At 63.8% G+C, this 15781-nt stretch carries 8 protein-coding genes; 4 read left to right on the top strand and 4 right to left on the bottom strand.

Annotated features, from left to right (window positions below; genetic code table 11):
* The first annotated feature begins 10 nt into the window (after positions 1 to 10).
* Positions 11 to 1261 (top strand): HlyD family type I secretion periplasmic adaptor subunit, encoded by a 1251-nt coding sequence (locus tag AKN84_RS31790; RefSeq protein WP_050424425.1) that lies wholly within the window; start codon positions 11 to 13, stop codon positions 1259 to 1261.
* Between the two features lie 220 nt (positions 1262 to 1481).
* Positions 1482 to 2495 carry a transglutaminase-like cysteine peptidase gene (locus AKN84_RS31785; protein ID WP_050424424.1) on the top strand — a complete coding sequence of 338 codons (1014 nt, stop codon included), beginning with the start codon at positions 1482 to 1484 and terminating at the stop codon, positions 2493 to 2495.
* A 98-nt stretch (positions 2496 to 2593) separates the two neighbouring features.
* Here the strand turns inward: AKN84_RS31785 and AKN84_RS31780 are convergent, their stop codons facing one another.
* Positions 2594 to 12580: a DUF5801 repeats-in-toxin domain-containing protein gene (locus AKN84_RS31780; RefSeq protein WP_050424423.1), complete on the bottom strand. Its 9987-nt coding sequence runs from the start codon at positions 12578 to 12580 to the stop codon at positions 2594 to 2596.
* Positions 12581 to 12816: 236 nt separating this feature from the next.
* Between AKN84_RS31780 and AKN84_RS46200 the strand changes: the two genes are divergently transcribed.
* A complete protein-coding gene (locus AKN84_RS46200) occupies positions 12817 to 13254 on the top strand; it encodes a hypothetical protein (protein WP_128971304.1) in 438 nt (145 codons plus the stop codon).
* A gap of 77 nt (positions 13255 to 13331) precedes the next feature.
* Here AKN84_RS46200 and AKN84_RS31770 read toward each other — a convergent pair whose 3' ends face one another.
* Both AKN84_RS31770 and AKN84_RS31765 read right to left on the bottom strand, forming a co-directional pair.
* On the bottom strand, positions 13332 to 13889 hold the full coding sequence (locus AKN84_RS31770; protein WP_050424422.1) for a DUF3617 domain-containing protein: 558 nt from the start codon (positions 13887 to 13889) through the stop codon (positions 13332 to 13334).
* A gap of 262 nt (positions 13890 to 14151) precedes the next feature.
* Positions 14152 to 14712: a DUF3617 domain-containing protein gene (locus AKN84_RS31765; RefSeq protein WP_050424421.1), complete on the bottom strand. Its 561-nt coding sequence runs from the start codon at positions 14710 to 14712 to the stop codon at positions 14152 to 14154.
* Positions 14713 to 15018: 306 nt separating this feature from the next.
* Between AKN84_RS31765 and AKN84_RS31760 the strand changes: the two genes are divergently transcribed.
* Positions 15019 to 15393 carry a hypothetical protein gene (locus AKN84_RS31760; protein ID WP_050424420.1) on the top strand — a complete coding sequence of 125 codons (375 nt, stop codon included), beginning with the start codon at positions 15019 to 15021 and terminating at the stop codon, positions 15391 to 15393.
* Between the two features lie 62 nt (positions 15394 to 15455).
* Here the strand turns inward: AKN84_RS31760 and AKN84_RS31755 are convergent, their stop codons facing one another.
* Positions 15456 to 15716 carry a hypothetical protein gene (locus tag AKN84_RS31755; protein ID WP_050424419.1) on the bottom strand — a complete coding sequence of 87 codons (261 nt, stop codon included), beginning with the start codon at positions 15714 to 15716 and terminating at the stop codon, positions 15456 to 15458.
* Positions 15717 to 15781 lie beyond the last annotated feature (65 nt).

The raw sequence follows: 15781 nt of genomic DNA, 5'->3' as shown, positions 1-15781 counted from the left end.
AGCGAATATTATGGCGTCTTCCGATTTTGCGTTTGCAAACGACATCCGGTCCGCGGCGCTGCTGCGCACGCCCCGCACCTCCCGCATGCTGCTGTGGACGTCCTGCGCGCTGCTGGCGACGTTTGTGGTCTGGGCGCATTTTGCCGTGCTGGACGAGGTCAAGCGCGGCAGCGGCCGCGTCGTGCCGTCGCGGCAGATGCAGGTGGTGCAATCACTCGAAGGCGGCATCGTCGGCGACATCCTGGTGCGCGAAGGCGACATCGTTCAGCAGGGCCAGTCGCTGATGCGCATCGACGATACCAAGTTCGCCTCCGAGTTCGGCGAGATCCGCGAGCGCCGCGCGGCGATGGCGGCACGGGTGGCCCGCCTCGACGCCGAGGCGCGGGGACGAAGCGAGATCGCCTTCCCCGATGAAATCGACAAGGTGGTTCCTGCCGCCGTTGCAACCGAAGCCAGCGTGTTCAAGATGCGTGGTCAGAAGGTCGCGCAGGACATCGACGTCCTCAATCAGCAGGTTACCCGCCTCACCGGCTCGCTGAAGCTCCTGGAACGCGAGCAGACCCTGACCCGCAAGCTCTATGATCAGAAAGTCGTACCAGAGATCGAGATGCTGCGGCTTGATCGGCAGGCAACCGAGATGAAGGGCCAGCTCGCCGAAGCCCAATCGAAGATCGCGAACATCACCGCGTCCTTCCGTTCGCAGGCCGATGAGGATCTCGCCAAATCGCGTGCCGACCTCGCCGTGCTCGACGAGAACATCAAATCCGCCCAGGACCGGGTGCGCCGCACCGATCTGAGGGCGCCGGTTCACGGCATCGTCAATAAACTGAACATCAGCACCATCGGTGCCGTCGTGCAGCCTGGCGCCAACCTCATGGATATCGTGCCGCTCGACGACACGCTGCTGGTCGAGGGCCGGATCCGTCCCCAGGACATCGCCTTCATCCGTCCCGACCAGGATGCGGTGGTGAAGATCAGCGCCTATGACTCCTCGGTCTACGGATCGCTCAAGGGCAAGGTCGAACGCATCAGCGCCGACACGATCGTCGACGACAAGGCGGAGAGGACCGAGCGTCAGGAAACCTTCTATCGGGTGATGGTGCGCACCGATAAGAACCATCTCGGCACCGAGCAGCATCCGCTGCCGATCATTCCCGGCATGGTGACCACGGTCGAAGTCCTGACCGGCGAGAAATCCGTGCTGGACTACATCGTGAAGCCCGCCCGCCTGCTGCGTGACGAGGCCCTGCGCGAGCGCTGATCCGGCCCACGGGCTCCGTGGTTAACCGATCATCACTTCAAGTCGTTCAATTTCGAACGAACCGGAAAACCCTGGATTGACCGCCTTCTCGACAATCCAGTCGGCGGCCCCCTCCACTTAACCCGGCTTAAGCGGCCAAGCCGCCAGTCTGCGTCCCGATAACAGCGGGGACGCAGATCGACGCACAGACGTTGACGGTCCCCGGCATTGGGGACGTCATATGAAGTCGCTGAAGTTTGCTTCGTCGGCCGTCATGGCCGTGGCTGCATTTTCAATAAGTCTTTGCGTTGCGCCGTCTGCGTTTGCCGCGGACGAACTCTCCTTCGGCGCTCCCGCCGGCGAGCTTGCGCCGGCGTCGGATGCCGCGTCGAACCGCCCGCCCGCCACCTTCTTCACCATCACCGACGTCCTGGCCAAGCTCGACCGCCAGCGCGGCCGCGGTCCGAACGCCATTCGCACCGCCGCGCTGACGCCGCCGAATACGGCGACCGATGCGTTGCCGGCGGCGAAGCCGCTTCTGCCCGAAGGCACCGAGCCGTTCGGCCTGTTCACCTTTCGCGCGCCGGAGAACGGCCTGTGGCGCAAATGGCGCGGCCTCGAATCCGATCTCGCCAGGGAGCGCACCGTCCTCGAGCAGTGCCGCGAGAACACGGCCGGCTGCCCGCCCAATGCCGCGCAGTTCCTTCGCCTGATCAATGCGGTCAAGGCCAAGTCCGGACGCGACCGGCTGGATGAGGCCAACCGCGCCGTCAACCAGTCAATCCGCTATGTGAGCGACTTCGCCCAGTATGGCGAGGCCGACCGCTGGACCGCGCCGCTCGCCACCTTCGCCACCGGCAAGGGCGATTGCGAGGACTACGCGATCGCGAAATACATCGCGCTCAGCGAAGCCGGCTTCCCGCGCGAGGAGCTGCGCCTGGTGCTCGGCCGCGATCGCGCCATCCGCCAGGATCACGCCGTGCTGGCGGCACGGCTGGATGGCCATTGGCTGATCCTGGACAGCCGCCGCTCCGAGCTGATCGACGACGGCGAGCTCGCCAACTTCACGCCGATGTTTGCGATCAACGAGCGCGGCGTGCAGCTGTTTGCGGCGCCCTACGCCAAGCGGCTGCCGCTTGGCGACGAACTCGATGCCGCACCGGCGGCCGCCAATACGGCAGATACCGAATGGACCGGCGTAGAACCGCGCGAGGCCGCGAGCCCGCTGCCGGGCTTCCTGCCCGTGCTCATGTAGCGCAAGGCAAATTTCAGCCCAGAAAAATTCCGAAAGAAATCCAACAAAAAATCCGCGGGGTGGTCTCCGCGGATTTTCGCTTTTGCTGCAAGCCTGGCCTAGAAAATATGAATGTTCGCGGCCGCTGGCACGCCGGTGCTCAGATGTGCGAGGTCCACCTTGTCGGAGCCGGTGCCATTTGCCGAGTACCAGAGCTCATGCGTCGTATTATTGAAGAAGAACTTGTTGGTGCTGGCGCTTTCGTTCCAGGCGGTCGCGTTGTTCTCAGTCCCGCCCGTGGTTGCCGATGTCGTGAACTGGCTCGCCGTAAGAGCATTTGAAGTGCCCGCCGGGAGGCTTAGACCGGCCACGTCGAGAAGGACCAAGTCGCCGCTGCTGTTGAAATCACTAATGGTAAAGTGGGCGGCGAGATTGAGAACGAACTTGTCGTCCCCACCATTACCAGTGAGCGTTTCATTGGTTGCTCCGGCGACAATGACGTCATTGCCGGCCGTGCCCTGAAGGGTCGTGCTGCCATTGATGTTGATATTGATCGTGCCCGACGCTGTATCACCGTCACCGTCAACCGTCGACACGTTGAAGCTTAGGTTCTCGGAGAGATTCTGGGTCGATTCAACCCCGACGCTGACCAATTCGACCTTGCCGCTGCCCGTCACATCCGTGAACTGGACCGTGTAAAGCTGCAAGCCGGCGGGCGCTGCCGGGGTCGACCATTCATTGGCGACCGAGGTGTGCAGGGAAGGATCGAAATCACCCGACACCGACACGATGGAAGCCGCGTTCACCCCGTCCCAATAGGAAACGACGTAGTGAATATCGTTCCCGGCCGAGTAGTTGGAGAACGTGTAGTTCGCGACCCCTTCGTTTGCCGGCGGATGGAAAGCTGCGTTGTGCACCGGGCTGGCGATTGCGCCGTTCGTGAAATCGAACAGCATCTTTTCATTGACATCGAAGTTATTGTTGCCGACGCCCCAACCGGCGGTGGATCCGTTCACGCCACTTTGAGTACCGTTGGAGGCCGTGCCCGAAATAACCGCCAATTGGTCGGCAGCCGAACCCAGGATCTGCTCTGTCGAAGGTCCGGAGCCAAACGAGGTGGCGCTGCCGACGTTCTCGATCGTTGTGGCAGTGAACGGCTGCAACAAATCGAACGTGTATTGATCGGTCGTGGGATCCACCGTCAGCGTGAAGATATCGTTCGCCGCCGACGGAGCCGCGCCGATATAGGCGGTCAGGACATGTCCCGATGCGTCAATGGAGTAATGCACAGCCTGGCCGTCGAACGTCAGGCCCACTGGCGGCGTGTCGCCGGCCAAGGTCAAGGCGTATGCACCGAAGCCGTCGGCGCCGGAGAACACGGGCAGGTTGCCGATGACGGCTATTCCCGCGATGTCCGGGATGATCCCATTCTCGATCGTGCCAAATTGCGGACCGTCGTCGTGGAACGTGACGTGGGTGCTGAGGTCGAGGTTCTGGCTGGCGCTGTCACCATCCTTGTCGGTCACCGTCGCCGTCAGCGTCACCAGGGCGCCGGTCAGGCTGATGCCTTCACCGGTGTCCGGGCTCGAGGCCGTATTCTCGTGCACCGCGCGATCCTGCGTGAGCGTCACATTGCCCGTCGCCGGATCGACCGTCAGCGTGAACACCAGCCAGGCAGCCTGGCCCTCATGGCCCGCCACATAGCCGGAGATCGTGTTGCCGCTCTTGTCGAGCACGACGCCGAGACCGGAGGCGCTGTCGATCAGGTTGGTCGCCGTGCCGTTGGCCGCAATGTTCAGCGCATAGGTCAGCAACTGCTGACCATCCGCGCCGGTTTTCACCGTGAAGGCATTGGCGAAGCTTTCGGTGTCCAGCGTATGGCCTTGGGTCGCCACCAGATCCGGCGTCGAGCCGTTGACCCCCGCATTGGTCGAGGCCGAGAGGTACGCCTCAAAGGTGTTCAGCGAACCAACTCGGCCGCTCAATCCAATTGACGGACCGTCGTCGTGGAACGTGACGTGGCTGCTGAGATCGAGGTTCTGCGCGGCACTATCACCGTCCTTGTCGGTGACGGTCGCGGTCAGCGTCACCAGGCCGCCGGTCAGGCTGATGCCCTCGCCGGTATCCGGGCTGGAGGCCGTGAGCTCGTGCACCGCGCGATCCTGCGTCAGCGTCACGTCGCCGGTCGCGGCGTTGACCGCCAGCGTGAACACCAGCCAGGCCGCGTCATTTTCATGACCGGTCACATAGCCCGAGATCGTGTTGCCAGTCTGGTCAAGCACGACGCCAAGACCGGAGGCGCTGTCGATCAGGTTGGTCGCGACCCCGTTGGCCGAGATGCTCAGCGCATAGGCCGTCGTTGCATTGTCGGCACCGGTCACCACCGTGAACGCGCCGGCGAAGTTCTCCTTGTCGAGGGTATGCCCCTGGGTCGGCACCAGATCCGGCGTGGAGCCGTTGATGCCGGCATTGGTCGAAGCCGACAGATAGGCCTCAAAGGTATTCAGCGAGTTGACGTTCCCGCTCAGCGTGATCGACGGACCATCGTCGTGGAACGTGACGTGGCTGCTCAGATCGAGCTTCTGGGCGGCGCTGTCGCCGTCCTTGTCGGTCACCGTCGCGGTCAGCGTCACCAGGCCGCCGGCCAGGCTGATGCCCTCGCCGTTGTCCGGGCTCGAGGTGGTGAGCTCGTGGACCGCGCGATCCTGCGTCAGCGTTACGTCGCCGGTCGCGGTGTTCACCGTCAGCGTGAACACCAGCCAGGCCGCGTCATTTTCATGGCCGGTCACATAGCCGGAAATCGTGTTGCCGCTCTGGTCGAGTACGACGGCAAGGCCAGACGCGCTGTCGATCAGATTGGTCGCGACCCCGTTGGCCGAGATGCTCAGCGCATAGGCCGTCGTTGCATTGTCGGCACCGGTCACAACCGTGAACGCGCCGGCAAAGCTCTCCTTGTCGAGGGTATGCCCCTGGGTCGGCACCAGATCCGGCGTCGAGCCGTTGATGCCGGCATTGGTCGAAGCCGACAAATAGGCCTCAAAGGTGTTCAGCGAGTTGACGTTCCCGCTCAGCGTAATCGACGGGCCGTCGTCGTGGAACGTGACGTGGCTGCTGAGGTCGAGCTTCTGGGCGGCGCTGTCGCCGTCCTTGTCGGTGACCGTCGCGGTCAGCGTCACCAGGCCGCCGGTCAAGCTGATGCCTTCGCCGTTGTCCGGGCTCGAGGCGGTGAGCTCGTGCACCGCGCGATCCTGCGTCAGTGTCACGTCGCCGGTCGCGGTGTTCACCGACAGCGTGAACACCAGCCACGCGGCGTCACCTTCGTGGCCGGTCACATAGCCGGAGATGGTGTTGCCGCTCTGGTCGAGCACGACCGCGAGGCCGGACGCGCTGTCGACCAGGTTGGTCGCAGTGCCATTGGCCGTGATGCTCAGCGCATAGGCCGTCGTTGCATTGTCGGCGCCGGTCACGACCGTGAACGCGCCGGCGAAGCTCTCCTTGTCCAGGGTATGGCCCTGGGTCGGCACCAGATCCGGCGTCGAGCCGTTGATGCCGGCATTGGTCGCGGCCGACAGGTACGCCTCGTAGGTGTTCAGCGAGTTGACGTTCCCGCTCAGCGTGATCGACGGACCATCGTCATGGAACGTGACATGCGAGCTGAGGTCGAGCTTCTGGCTCGCGCTGTCACCGTCCTTGTCGGTGACCGTCGCCGTCAGCGTCACCAGACCGCCGGTCAGGCTGATGCCCTCGCCGTTGTCCGGGCTCGAGGCGGTGAGCTCGTGCACCGCGCGATCCTGCGTCAAGGTCACATCGCCGGTCGCGGTGTTCACCGTCAGCGTGAACACCAGCCAGGCCGCGTCATTTTCATGACCGGTGACATAGCCGGAGATGGTGTTGCCGCTCTGGTCGAGTACGACGGCAAGGCCAGAGGCGCTGTCGATCAGATTGGTCGCGACCCCGTTGGCCGAGATGCTCAGCGCATAGGCGGTCGTTGCATTGTCGGCACCGGTCACGACCGTGAACGCGCCGGCGAAGCTCTCGGTGTCGAGGGTATGCCCCTGGGTCGGCACCAGATCCGGCGTCGAACCGTCAACGCCCGCATTGGTCGCGGCCGACAGGTAGGCCTCAAAGGTGTTCAGCGAACCAACTCGGCCGCTCAATCCAATTGACGGACCGTCGTCGTGGAACGTCACATGGCTGCTGAGATCGAGGTTCTGGGCGGCGCTGTCGCCGTCCTTGTCGGTCACCGTCGCCGTCAGCGTCACCAGGCCGCCGGTCAGGCTGATGCCCTCGCCGTTGTCCGGGCTCGAGGCGGTGAGCTCGTGCACCGCACGATCCTGGGTCAAGGTCGCGTCACCGGTCGCGGTGTTCACCGCCAGCGTGAACACCAGCCAGGCCGCGTCACCCTCATGGCCGGTCACGTAGCCCGAGATCGTGTTGCCGGTCTGGTCCAGCACCACGGCAAGGCCGGAGGCGCTATCGACCAGGTTGGTCGGCGTGCCGTTGCCGGCAATGCTCAGCGTATACGCCGTCGTCGCATTATCAGCGCCGGTCACAACCGTGAACGCGCCGGCGAAGCTCTCGGTGTCGAGGGTATGACCCTGGGTCGGCACCAGATCCGGCGTGGAGCCGTTGATGCCGGCATTGGTCGAGGCCGAAAGGTAGGCCTCAAAGGTGTTCAGCGAACCAACTCGGCCGCTCAATCCAATTGACGGACCGTCGTCGTGGAACGTCACATGGCTGCTGAGATCGAGGTTCTGGGCGGCGCTGTCGCCGTCCTTGTCGGTCACCGTCGCCGTCAGCGTCACCAGGCCGCCGGTCAGGCTGATGCCCTCGCCGTTGTCCGGGCTCGAGGCGGTGAGCTCGTGCACCGCACGATCCTGCGTCAGCGTCACATCGCCGGTCGCGGTGTTGACCGCCAGCGTGAACACCAGCCAGGCGGCGTCACCTTCGTGGCCGGTCACATAGCCGGAGATCGTATTGCCGGTCTGGTCGAGCACGACGGCAAGGCCGGAGGCACTGTCGATCAGGTTGGTCGCCGTGCCGTTGCCGGCAATGCTCAGCGTGTACGTCGTCGTCGCATTGTCGGCACCGGTCACAACCGTGAATGCGCCGGCGAAGCTCTCGGTGTCGAGCGCATGGCCCTGGGTCGGCACCAGATCCGGCGTGGAGCCGTTGATGCCGGCGTTGGTCGAAGCCGAGAGGTATGCCTCAAAGGTGTTCAGCGAGTTGACGTTCCCGCTCAGCGAGATCGACGGACCGTCGTCGTGGAACGTGACATGCGAGCTGAGGTCGAGGTTCTGCGCGGCACTATCACCGTCCTTGTCGGTGACGGTCGCGGTCAGCGTCACCAGGCCACCAGTCAGGCTGATGCCCTCGCCGTTGTCCGGGCTGGATGCGGTGAGTTCATGCACCGCGCGATCCTGCGTCAAGGTCACGTCGCCGGTCGCGGTGTTGACCGTCAGGGTGAACACCAGCCAGGCCGCGTCGCCTTCATGGCCGGTCACATAGCCGGAGATGGTGTTGCCGGTCTGGTCCAGCACCACGCCGAGACCAGAGGCGCTGTCGATCAGATTGGTCGCGACCCCGTTATTCGAGATGCTCAGCGCATAGGCCGTGGTCGCATTATCAGCGCCAGTCACAACCGTGAACGCACCGGCGAAGCTCTCGGTATCCAGCGCATGGCCCTGGGTCGGCACCAGATCCGGCGTCGAGCCGTTGATGCCGGCGTTGGTCGCGGCCGACAGATAGGCCTCAAAGGTGTTCAGGGAGTTGACGTTCCCGCTCAGCGCGATCGACGGACCATCGTCGTGGAACGTCACATGCGAGCTGAGATCGAGCTTCTGGCTTGCGCTGTCGCCGTCCTTGTCGGTGACCGTCGCGGTCAACGTCACCAGGCCGCCGGTCAGGCTGATGCCCTCACCGGTATCCGGGCTCGAGGCGGTGAGTTCATGCACCGCGCGGTCTTGCGTCAAGGTCACATTGCCCGTTGCCGGGTCGACCGTCAGCGTGAACACCAGCCACGCAGCGTCATTTTCATGACCGGTCACATAGCCGGACACCGTGTTGCCGGTCTGGTCGAGCACCACGGCGAGACCGGAGGCGCTGTCGATCAGATTGGTCGCGGTGCCGTTGCCCCCGATGCTCAGCGCATAGGCCGTGGTCGCATTGTCGGCACCGGTCACGACCGTGAACGCACCGGCGAAGCTCTCGGTGTCCAAGGTGTGGCCCTGGGTCGGCACCAGATCCGGAGTCGAGCCATTGATGCCGGCGTTGGTCGAGGCCGAAAGGTAGGCCTCAAAAGTGTTCAGCGAACCAACTCGGCCGCTCAATCCAATTGACGGACCGTCGTCGTGGAACGTGACGTGGCTGCTCAGATCAAGGTTCTGCGCGGCACTATCACCGTCCTTGTCGGTGACGGTCGCGGTCAGCGTCACCAGGCCACCAGTCAGGCTGATGCCTTCGCCGGTGTCTGGGCTGGAGGCGGTGAGCTCGTGGACCGCGCGGTCCTGCGTCAAGGTCACGTCGCCGGTCGCGGTGTTCACCGACAGGGTGAACACCAGCCACGCCGCGTCACCCTCATGGCCGGTCACGTAGCCCGAGATCGTGTTGCCGGTCTGGTCCAGCACCACGGCAAGGCCGGAGGCGCTATCGACCAGGTTGGTCGGCGTGCCGTTGCCGGCAATGCTCAGCGCATACGCCGTGGTCGCATTATCAGCGCCGGTCACAACCGTGAACGCGCCGGCGAAGCTCTCGGTATCCAGCGCATGACCCTGGGTCGGCACCAGATCCGGCGTCGAACCATTGATGCCGGCATTGGTCGAAGCCGACAGATAGGCCTCAAAGGTGTTCAGGGAGTTGACGTTCCCGCTCAGCGTCACCGACGGACCGTCGTCGTGGAACGTGACATGCGAGCTGAGGTCGAGGTTCTGCGCGGCGCTGTCACCGTCCTTATCGGTCACCGTCGCGGTCAGCGTCACCAGACCATTGGAGAGGCTGATGCCTTCGCCGGTATCCGGGCTCGATGCGGTGAGCTCGTGCACCGCACGGTCCTGCGTCAAGGTCACGTCGCCGGTCGCGGTGTTGACCGACAGCGTGAACACCAGCCAGGCCGCGTCATTTTCATGGCCGGTCACATAGCCGGAGATGGTGTTGCCGGTCTGGTCCAGCACCACGCCGAGACCAGAGGCGCTGTCGATCAGATTGGTCGCCGTGCCGTTGCCGGCAATGCTCAGCGCATAGGCGGTCGTCGCATTGTCCGCGCCGGTCACCACCGTGAATGCGCCGGCGAAGCTCTCGGTATCCAGCGCATGACCCTGGGTCGGCACCGCATCCGGCGTCGAGCCGTCGATGCCCGCGTTGGTCGCGGCCGACAGATAGGCCTCAAAGGTGTTCAGGGAGTTGACGTTCCCGCTCAGCGTCACCGACGGACCATCGTCGTGGAACGTCACATGCGAGCTGAGGTCGAGGTTCTGCGCGGCGCTGTCGCCGTCCTTGTCGGTGACCGTCGCCGTCAGCGTCACCAGACCGCCGGTCAGGCTGATGCCTTCGCCGGTATCCGGGCTCGAGGCGGTGAGCTCATGCACCGCGCGATCCTGCGTCAAGGTCACGTCGCCGGTCGCGGTGTTGACCGCCAGCGTGAACACCAGCCAGGCCGCATCGCCTTCATGGCCGGTCACATAGCCGGAGATGGTGTTGCCGGTCTGGTCCAGCACCACGCCGAGACCGGAGGCGCTGTCGATCAGATTGGTCGCCGTGCCGTTGCCGGCAATGCTCAGCGTGTATGCCGTGGTCGCGCCGTCGGCGCCGGTCACCACCGTGAACGCACCGGCGAAGCTCTCGGTATCCAGCGCATGGCCCTGGGTCGGCACAGCATCCGGCGTCGAGCCGTTGACGCCCGCGTTGGTCGCGGCCGACAGATACGCTTCAAAGGTGTTCAGCGAGCCAACATTTCCGGTCAGCGCGATCGACGGGCCATCGTCGTGGAACGTCACATGCGAGCTGAGGTCGAGCTTCTGGGCGGCGCTGTCGCCGTCCTTGTCGGTGACCGTCGCTGTCAGCGTCACCAGACCATCGTTCAGGCTGATGCCTTCACCGGTGTCCGGGCTGGAGGCGCTGAGCTCGTGCACCGCACGATCCTGCGTCAGCGTCACGTCGCCGGTCGCCGTGTTGACCGCCAGCGTAAACACCAGCCAGGCGGCGTCACCTTCATGGCCGGTCACATAGCCGGAGATCGTATTGCCGGTCTGGTCGAGCACGACCGCGAGGCCGGAAGCGCTATCGATCAAATTGGTCGCGGTGCCATTGGCCGCGATGCCCAGCGTGTACGCCGTGGTCGCGCCGTCGGCGCCGGTCACCACCGTGAACGCGCCGGCGAAGCTCTCTGTGTCGAGCGCATGGCCCTGCGTCGGTACCGCGTCCGGCGTCGAGCCGTTGACGCCCGCATTGGTCGCAGCCGACAGAAACGCCTCGAAGGTGTTCAGCGAACCGACCGTCCCGCTCAGCGAGATCGACGGACCATCATCGTGGAATGTGACGTGGCTGCTCAGGTCGAGCTTCTGGCTCGCGCTGTCGCCGTCATTGTCGGTCACGGTCGCCGTCAGCGTCACCAGGCCGCCGGTCAGGCTGACGCCCTCATGGGTGTCCGGGCTCGAGGCAATGTTCTCGTGCACCGCGCGATCCTGCGTCAGCGTCACGTCGCCGGTCGCGGTGTTCACCGTCAGCGTGAACACCAGCCAGGCCGCCTGGCCCTCATGGCCGGTGACATAGCCGGAGATCGTGTTGCCGCTCTGGTCGAGCACGACGGCAAGGCCAGATGCGCTGTCGATCAGATTGGTCGCGGTACCATTGGCTGCGATGCTCAGCGCATAGGCCGTGGTGCCGCCGTCGGCGCCGGGCACGATCGTGAACGCGCCGGCAAAGCTCTCCTTGTCGAGCGCATGCCCCTGCGTCGGCGACGCATCCGGCGTCGAGCCGTTGATGCCGGCATTGGTCGCGGCCGACAGATAGGCCTCGAAAGTGTTCAGCGAACTCGCCGTCCCGCTCAGCGAGATCGCCGGGCCGTCGTCGAGGAACGTCAGATGCGGACCGACATCGGCGGTCGCGGTGCCCGTCTGGTTGAAGTTATCCGTCACCGTCGCCGTCAGCGTCACCATCCCGGCAGGCAGATGCACGCCTTCATTGATGTCGCCGCCCGCTTCGCCGGCGCCCTCGTGCATCGCGCGCAGATCGGTGAGCGTGATATGACCAGTCGCGTCCACGGAGATCGTGAAGTCAGCGAGGCCGTTCTGGCCGCCTTCCCGGCCGACGATCTGTCCGTTCTCCTGGAACAGGAACACGTGATGGCCGGTCTGCGAATCGATCAGGCCGGAGTCAACGCCTTGCGCGCTGATCGACAGCGCAAAGGCCAGCGACTTCTCGCCGCCGGGCACGGTGATGGTGAACGGCATCAGCCCGCTCGCCACGGTCGATCCCGCGGGGCCGAGCCCGGAGCCGGCGATGCCGTTGGTCGCAACGGTCAGGAAGCTCTCGTCAACCGCCAGGTCCGGCGCAGCGCCCAGGGAGATGGTGGGTTTGGCAGGAGTGGACGTCTGCGGGAGGTCACCCGTCTGCGGCGGGGTTACGATATTCGGAAGCTCTTCCGGGGGAGCCAGAACGTTGGTGGGCACGGGATCCAGCGGATCAACCGCGAACGGGCTGAAGTTCGCACCGCTCGCCTGCGCGTTGCCGCCATTGTCGGCCGCCGGCAACACGGACGAGTCCGTGCTGATCGGAAACAGGCTGGCAAACTCCTGCACCGAGACGTCGCGCCCCGGCGCCATCTCGATGGTGATGTTGTGCTGCCCGTCCGCGCGGGAGTCGAAGAACGGCTCAACCGTGACGGTCGACTGGTTGTCGAACAGGATGATCAGCTTTTCGCCGATATGAACCAGCGTGATCTTCTCCTTGGCGATCGCCGAGAAGTCGACCTTCACCTTCTGGTCGTATCCGAGATTGATGACGACCGCCTGATCGGTCAGCGGCTTCGTCAGTGTGTAGATTCTTACGGGAGCCGAATTGGTGGAATTGCCGGTGCCGGTAGCCTGAGCGACCTGAAACGAACCCTGCATTAATCAACTCCGCAAAATGCGATTAGAGGAAAAGTTGTAGAAAAATTTAGTTTTAGGCTATTGTTAACCCTCCCCCCGGTCAAGGAATGTATTTGGTTAATCAATGCTTTCCGTGGAAGTGTGGTAAAGATCGGACAGGTGGAGGCTGCAAGAACAACGGCTTAGCCCGTTTAACTTGGTCGAAAGGCAGTATTTGCCCGGCCCTGCTCGTCCTGATCGGCGATTTGGAGCGGTCGATGCGTGTGATTCTTCAGGCGTGTGCCGCCATTTTGATTTGCGGCTCTTTCGGTGCGGCGGCTGCGCAAGCCCCACAACAACCAGTCCCGCCCGAGACCACGGTCGAACGCCAGTATCGGGCGCTCGCCAACCGGGACACCCAAATCGGGATCTATCTCAACGTATTGCCCGATTGCACGTCGGGGCCATTGCCGACCATCCGGCTGGTCAGTCCACCTACTGCCGGCAAGGTTGTGGTGAAGACAGCGAAGGCCAAGGCGACCAACTACAAGGCCTGCCTGGCGCTCGAGGTGCCCGCCTATGTCGCCTTCTACAAGGCGCCCGAATTCCTCGGCGACGATGTCTTGACCATCGCGGTCAAGTACCAGGGCGGCCGCACCGAAATTCAGAAGATCACCGTCAAGGTCAGCGCGCCCGGCGGCCAGCAAAAGATCTGATGGCGCCGCAGGCGATCTTGGCCTCGCCGATCTAACGGGCGCATCGGCATAGAGCCGCGCCGGGCCTGAACGCCGCCCTAAAGCGGCTCGCCCTCTGCCGTCTCCTGCTCCACATCATGCGAAGCTTCGCTCGGTGCGGCGGCCGGCTGGCCAAGTTGTGCCCGCTCCTCGTGACAATCGCTGATCCGGCGCGCGACCACCCGGTCGGTCCGCGGCGCCTGGCCATAGACTTCATTGACCTCGGTATAGGCCTCGTCGCTCAGAACCGTGATGACGGTGCTGACCGGCCCCATGTAGTCGCAGCGGTTCGAGAAGACGTACCTGTTGTTCACCTTCTCCGGCCTTGAGGAATGGCAATTTCCGATCGATGGGGATGAGAACGTCGCCTTCATCGCCTGGGTCGGGTCGACACAGCGCAGCATCTCGCGCTCGAGCAGCTTTTGCCGGACATTCGTGGGCGACACGAGCTCCAGCGTCCGCACGAACCGCCACATCCCTTTCCGGAAGGTCGGCCCGCTGAAGCTCTCCTCGGCCACAGCGCCGTGGGAAGCGAGCAAGGACAGGGAAAGCGCGATCACGGCGCCAAGCGCGCAGGCGAAGACCTTCGACTGCCCGAAGCCCTCACGCGAAGTCATTTGACGAATCCTTATCGGCTGCACGGTGCGCATCGCGTGACTTCACTTGAAGCACGCCCAACCTCACTTCATTCCAGAACACTTCGCGTTAAGGTCGAGTAAATACTGACCCATTTTGGTTGAGGTTCTCAGCTGTCGGATCGAAGCCCCACGAAAGAGCCTGGTCCGGGCCCGTCGCAAATCGGGCCCATGCCTCGGCGTCCCAGGAGCTGATCCTGGCAAGCTCGCCGGCTAGCCTTTCTGGCTGATCGCCAACCTGGTGCTAGTGCTGCAAACGCGCCGGAGCGGACTTTTCGGAGTTGGCTGCACCTCCGTCGTCGCAGTCGCCGATCCTGGTCGCGACGACCGTGTCGGTCCTCGGATTCTCTCCGGTGCTGACCTCGTTGAGCTCGGTATAGGCCTCGTCGCTGCGTACCGTGATCACGGTGCTGACCGTGCCCATGTAATCACAGCGGTGCCCGAAGGTGTAGCGATTGCCGACCTTCTCAGGCTTGTCCGAGACGCAGCTTCCGATCGGTTCTGGCGAGAAGGTGGCCTTCATGGCGAAGGTCGGGTCGACGCAGCGCGTCGTCTCCGCGTTGACCACCCGGTACTTGAAATTTTTGTTCGCAGTCCTGACGACGTCGAGCGTTCGGATGAAGCGCCACAGGCCCTTGCGAAAGCTGGGACCAGAGAAGGAATGAGTGTCCTGAGCGGGCTGAGCCGCCGCGTCCCGGCCGCTCGCCGGTTGAGGAGATGGTGCCTGTGCATGCGCCGTCAGCGACGACGCGGAGACAATCATCAAGGTCAGCAGCGAACCTGCAATGGCACCACGGAAGTTCATTCCCACCCCCGACGTTCGTCCAAAACCCGTTCGCGTTGCGAACCGGTCAGGCTCTCGAAGCAGTCCCACGAAACGACTCAAGTACCCCTCACCACTTGCAGGCCAATTGTGGCCAGTAAAGGCACGTTGTCGCAGCAGGACAGCCGTCAACCTAATTCCGTTCCACTGCAGCAAACTTGCAACACCCGGCGCTCGAACCCTGTGTCTACCGCTGCCGCAGGTTTGACCTTGGAGGCTTTTTTTGCTCATTTAGCGCGAGTTATTTTTCCTCAATTACTTGGCCTATCGCTGGACGAGGGGGCACTGATGCGGATTCGAATTGGCTACATGGTCGCCGGCATTTTGGCTTTGGGCGCAGCACTCTCGGGCAATTCCCGGCCGGCCGCGGCCGCGGATCTCGGCCTGGTCACGAAGGCACCGGTCGGCACCTGCACCGAGATCGTGTTCACCTGCGAGAACGGCCATCAATATCCGCTGTGCCCGCGCGCCGTGTCGGTCGAGGGCGAGGTGGTCACGGCCTCCCTGCTCACCGGCCATGGCGGCATCCATGTGCGGCACGTTCCGATGGGCGTCGGCTACCGCTACGCGGGCCGCGGCATCTGGCTGGACGGCTTCCGGGAAAACGCGCTGCTCAACTTCGGCAAGCACCATCAGGTGGCCTGCACCATCGCGCACTCATGAGTGCGCGCTCTGCGTCGCTCCAATGGGCGTGACGCAGAGCAGCTAAGTCGCCGGGCTGCTCCTCACCCCTTGGTGCGAAGCACCACGCGCGACGATCGCGAGAACATATACGCTTTCGGATGGACGTAGACCGGGCAGTAATCCTGCCACTGGTAGAGCTGCCAATTCCATTTCCAGCAGCCCGATTCAATCTGCGGCTCCTGCACGTAGTCCAGCCGGTACGGCGGATCGCCAAACGGATAGTCGCCGCATTTCGCCGCCGTCGACGACAGGACGACGATGGACGCGGCCGCCGCAATGATCACAGAAAATGACTTGTTCATAACGCCCCTCGATCGAATGACGTGACGGCGCGAGAGTGCCAAATCCACCAGGCCTTATCAAGGTG

It is taken from the genome of Bradyrhizobium tropiciagri (genome assembly GCF_001189845.1).
Lineage (GTDB): Bacteria > Pseudomonadota > Alphaproteobacteria > Rhizobiales > Xanthobacteraceae > Bradyrhizobium > Bradyrhizobium tropiciagri.
This window is presented reverse-complemented; position numbering and strand designations above follow the sequence as displayed.

Excerpts from the sequence above, each read along its gene's own strand:
- AKN84_RS31790 (WP_050424425.1), top strand. The coding sequence starts at position 11 with ATGGCGTCTTCCGATTTTGCGTTTGCAAACGACATCCGGTCCGCGGCG.
- AKN84_RS31785 (WP_050424424.1), top strand. The coding sequence starts at position 1,482 with ATGAAGTCGCTGAAGTTTGCTTCGTCGGCCGTCATGGCCGTGGCTGCA.
- AKN84_RS31780 (WP_050424423.1), bottom strand. The coding sequence starts at position 12,580 with ATGCAGGGTTCGTTTCAGGTCGCTCAGGCTACCGGCACCGGCAATTCC.
- AKN84_RS46200 (WP_128971304.1), top strand. The coding sequence starts at position 12,817 with ATGCGTGTGATTCTTCAGGCGTGTGCCGCCATTTTGATTTGCGGCTCT.
- AKN84_RS31770 (WP_050424422.1), bottom strand. The coding sequence starts at position 13,889 with ATGACTTCGCGTGAGGGCTTCGGGCAGTCGAAGGTCTTCGCCTGCGCG.
- AKN84_RS31765 (WP_050424421.1), bottom strand. The coding sequence starts at position 14,712 with ATGAACTTCCGTGGTGCCATTGCAGGTTCGCTGCTGACCTTGATGATT.
- AKN84_RS31760 (WP_050424420.1), top strand. The coding sequence starts at position 15,019 with ATGCGGATTCGAATTGGCTACATGGTCGCCGGCATTTTGGCTTTGGGC.
- AKN84_RS31755 (WP_050424419.1), bottom strand. The coding sequence starts at position 15,716 with ATGAACAAGTCATTTTCTGTGATCATTGCGGCGGCCGCGTCCATCGTC.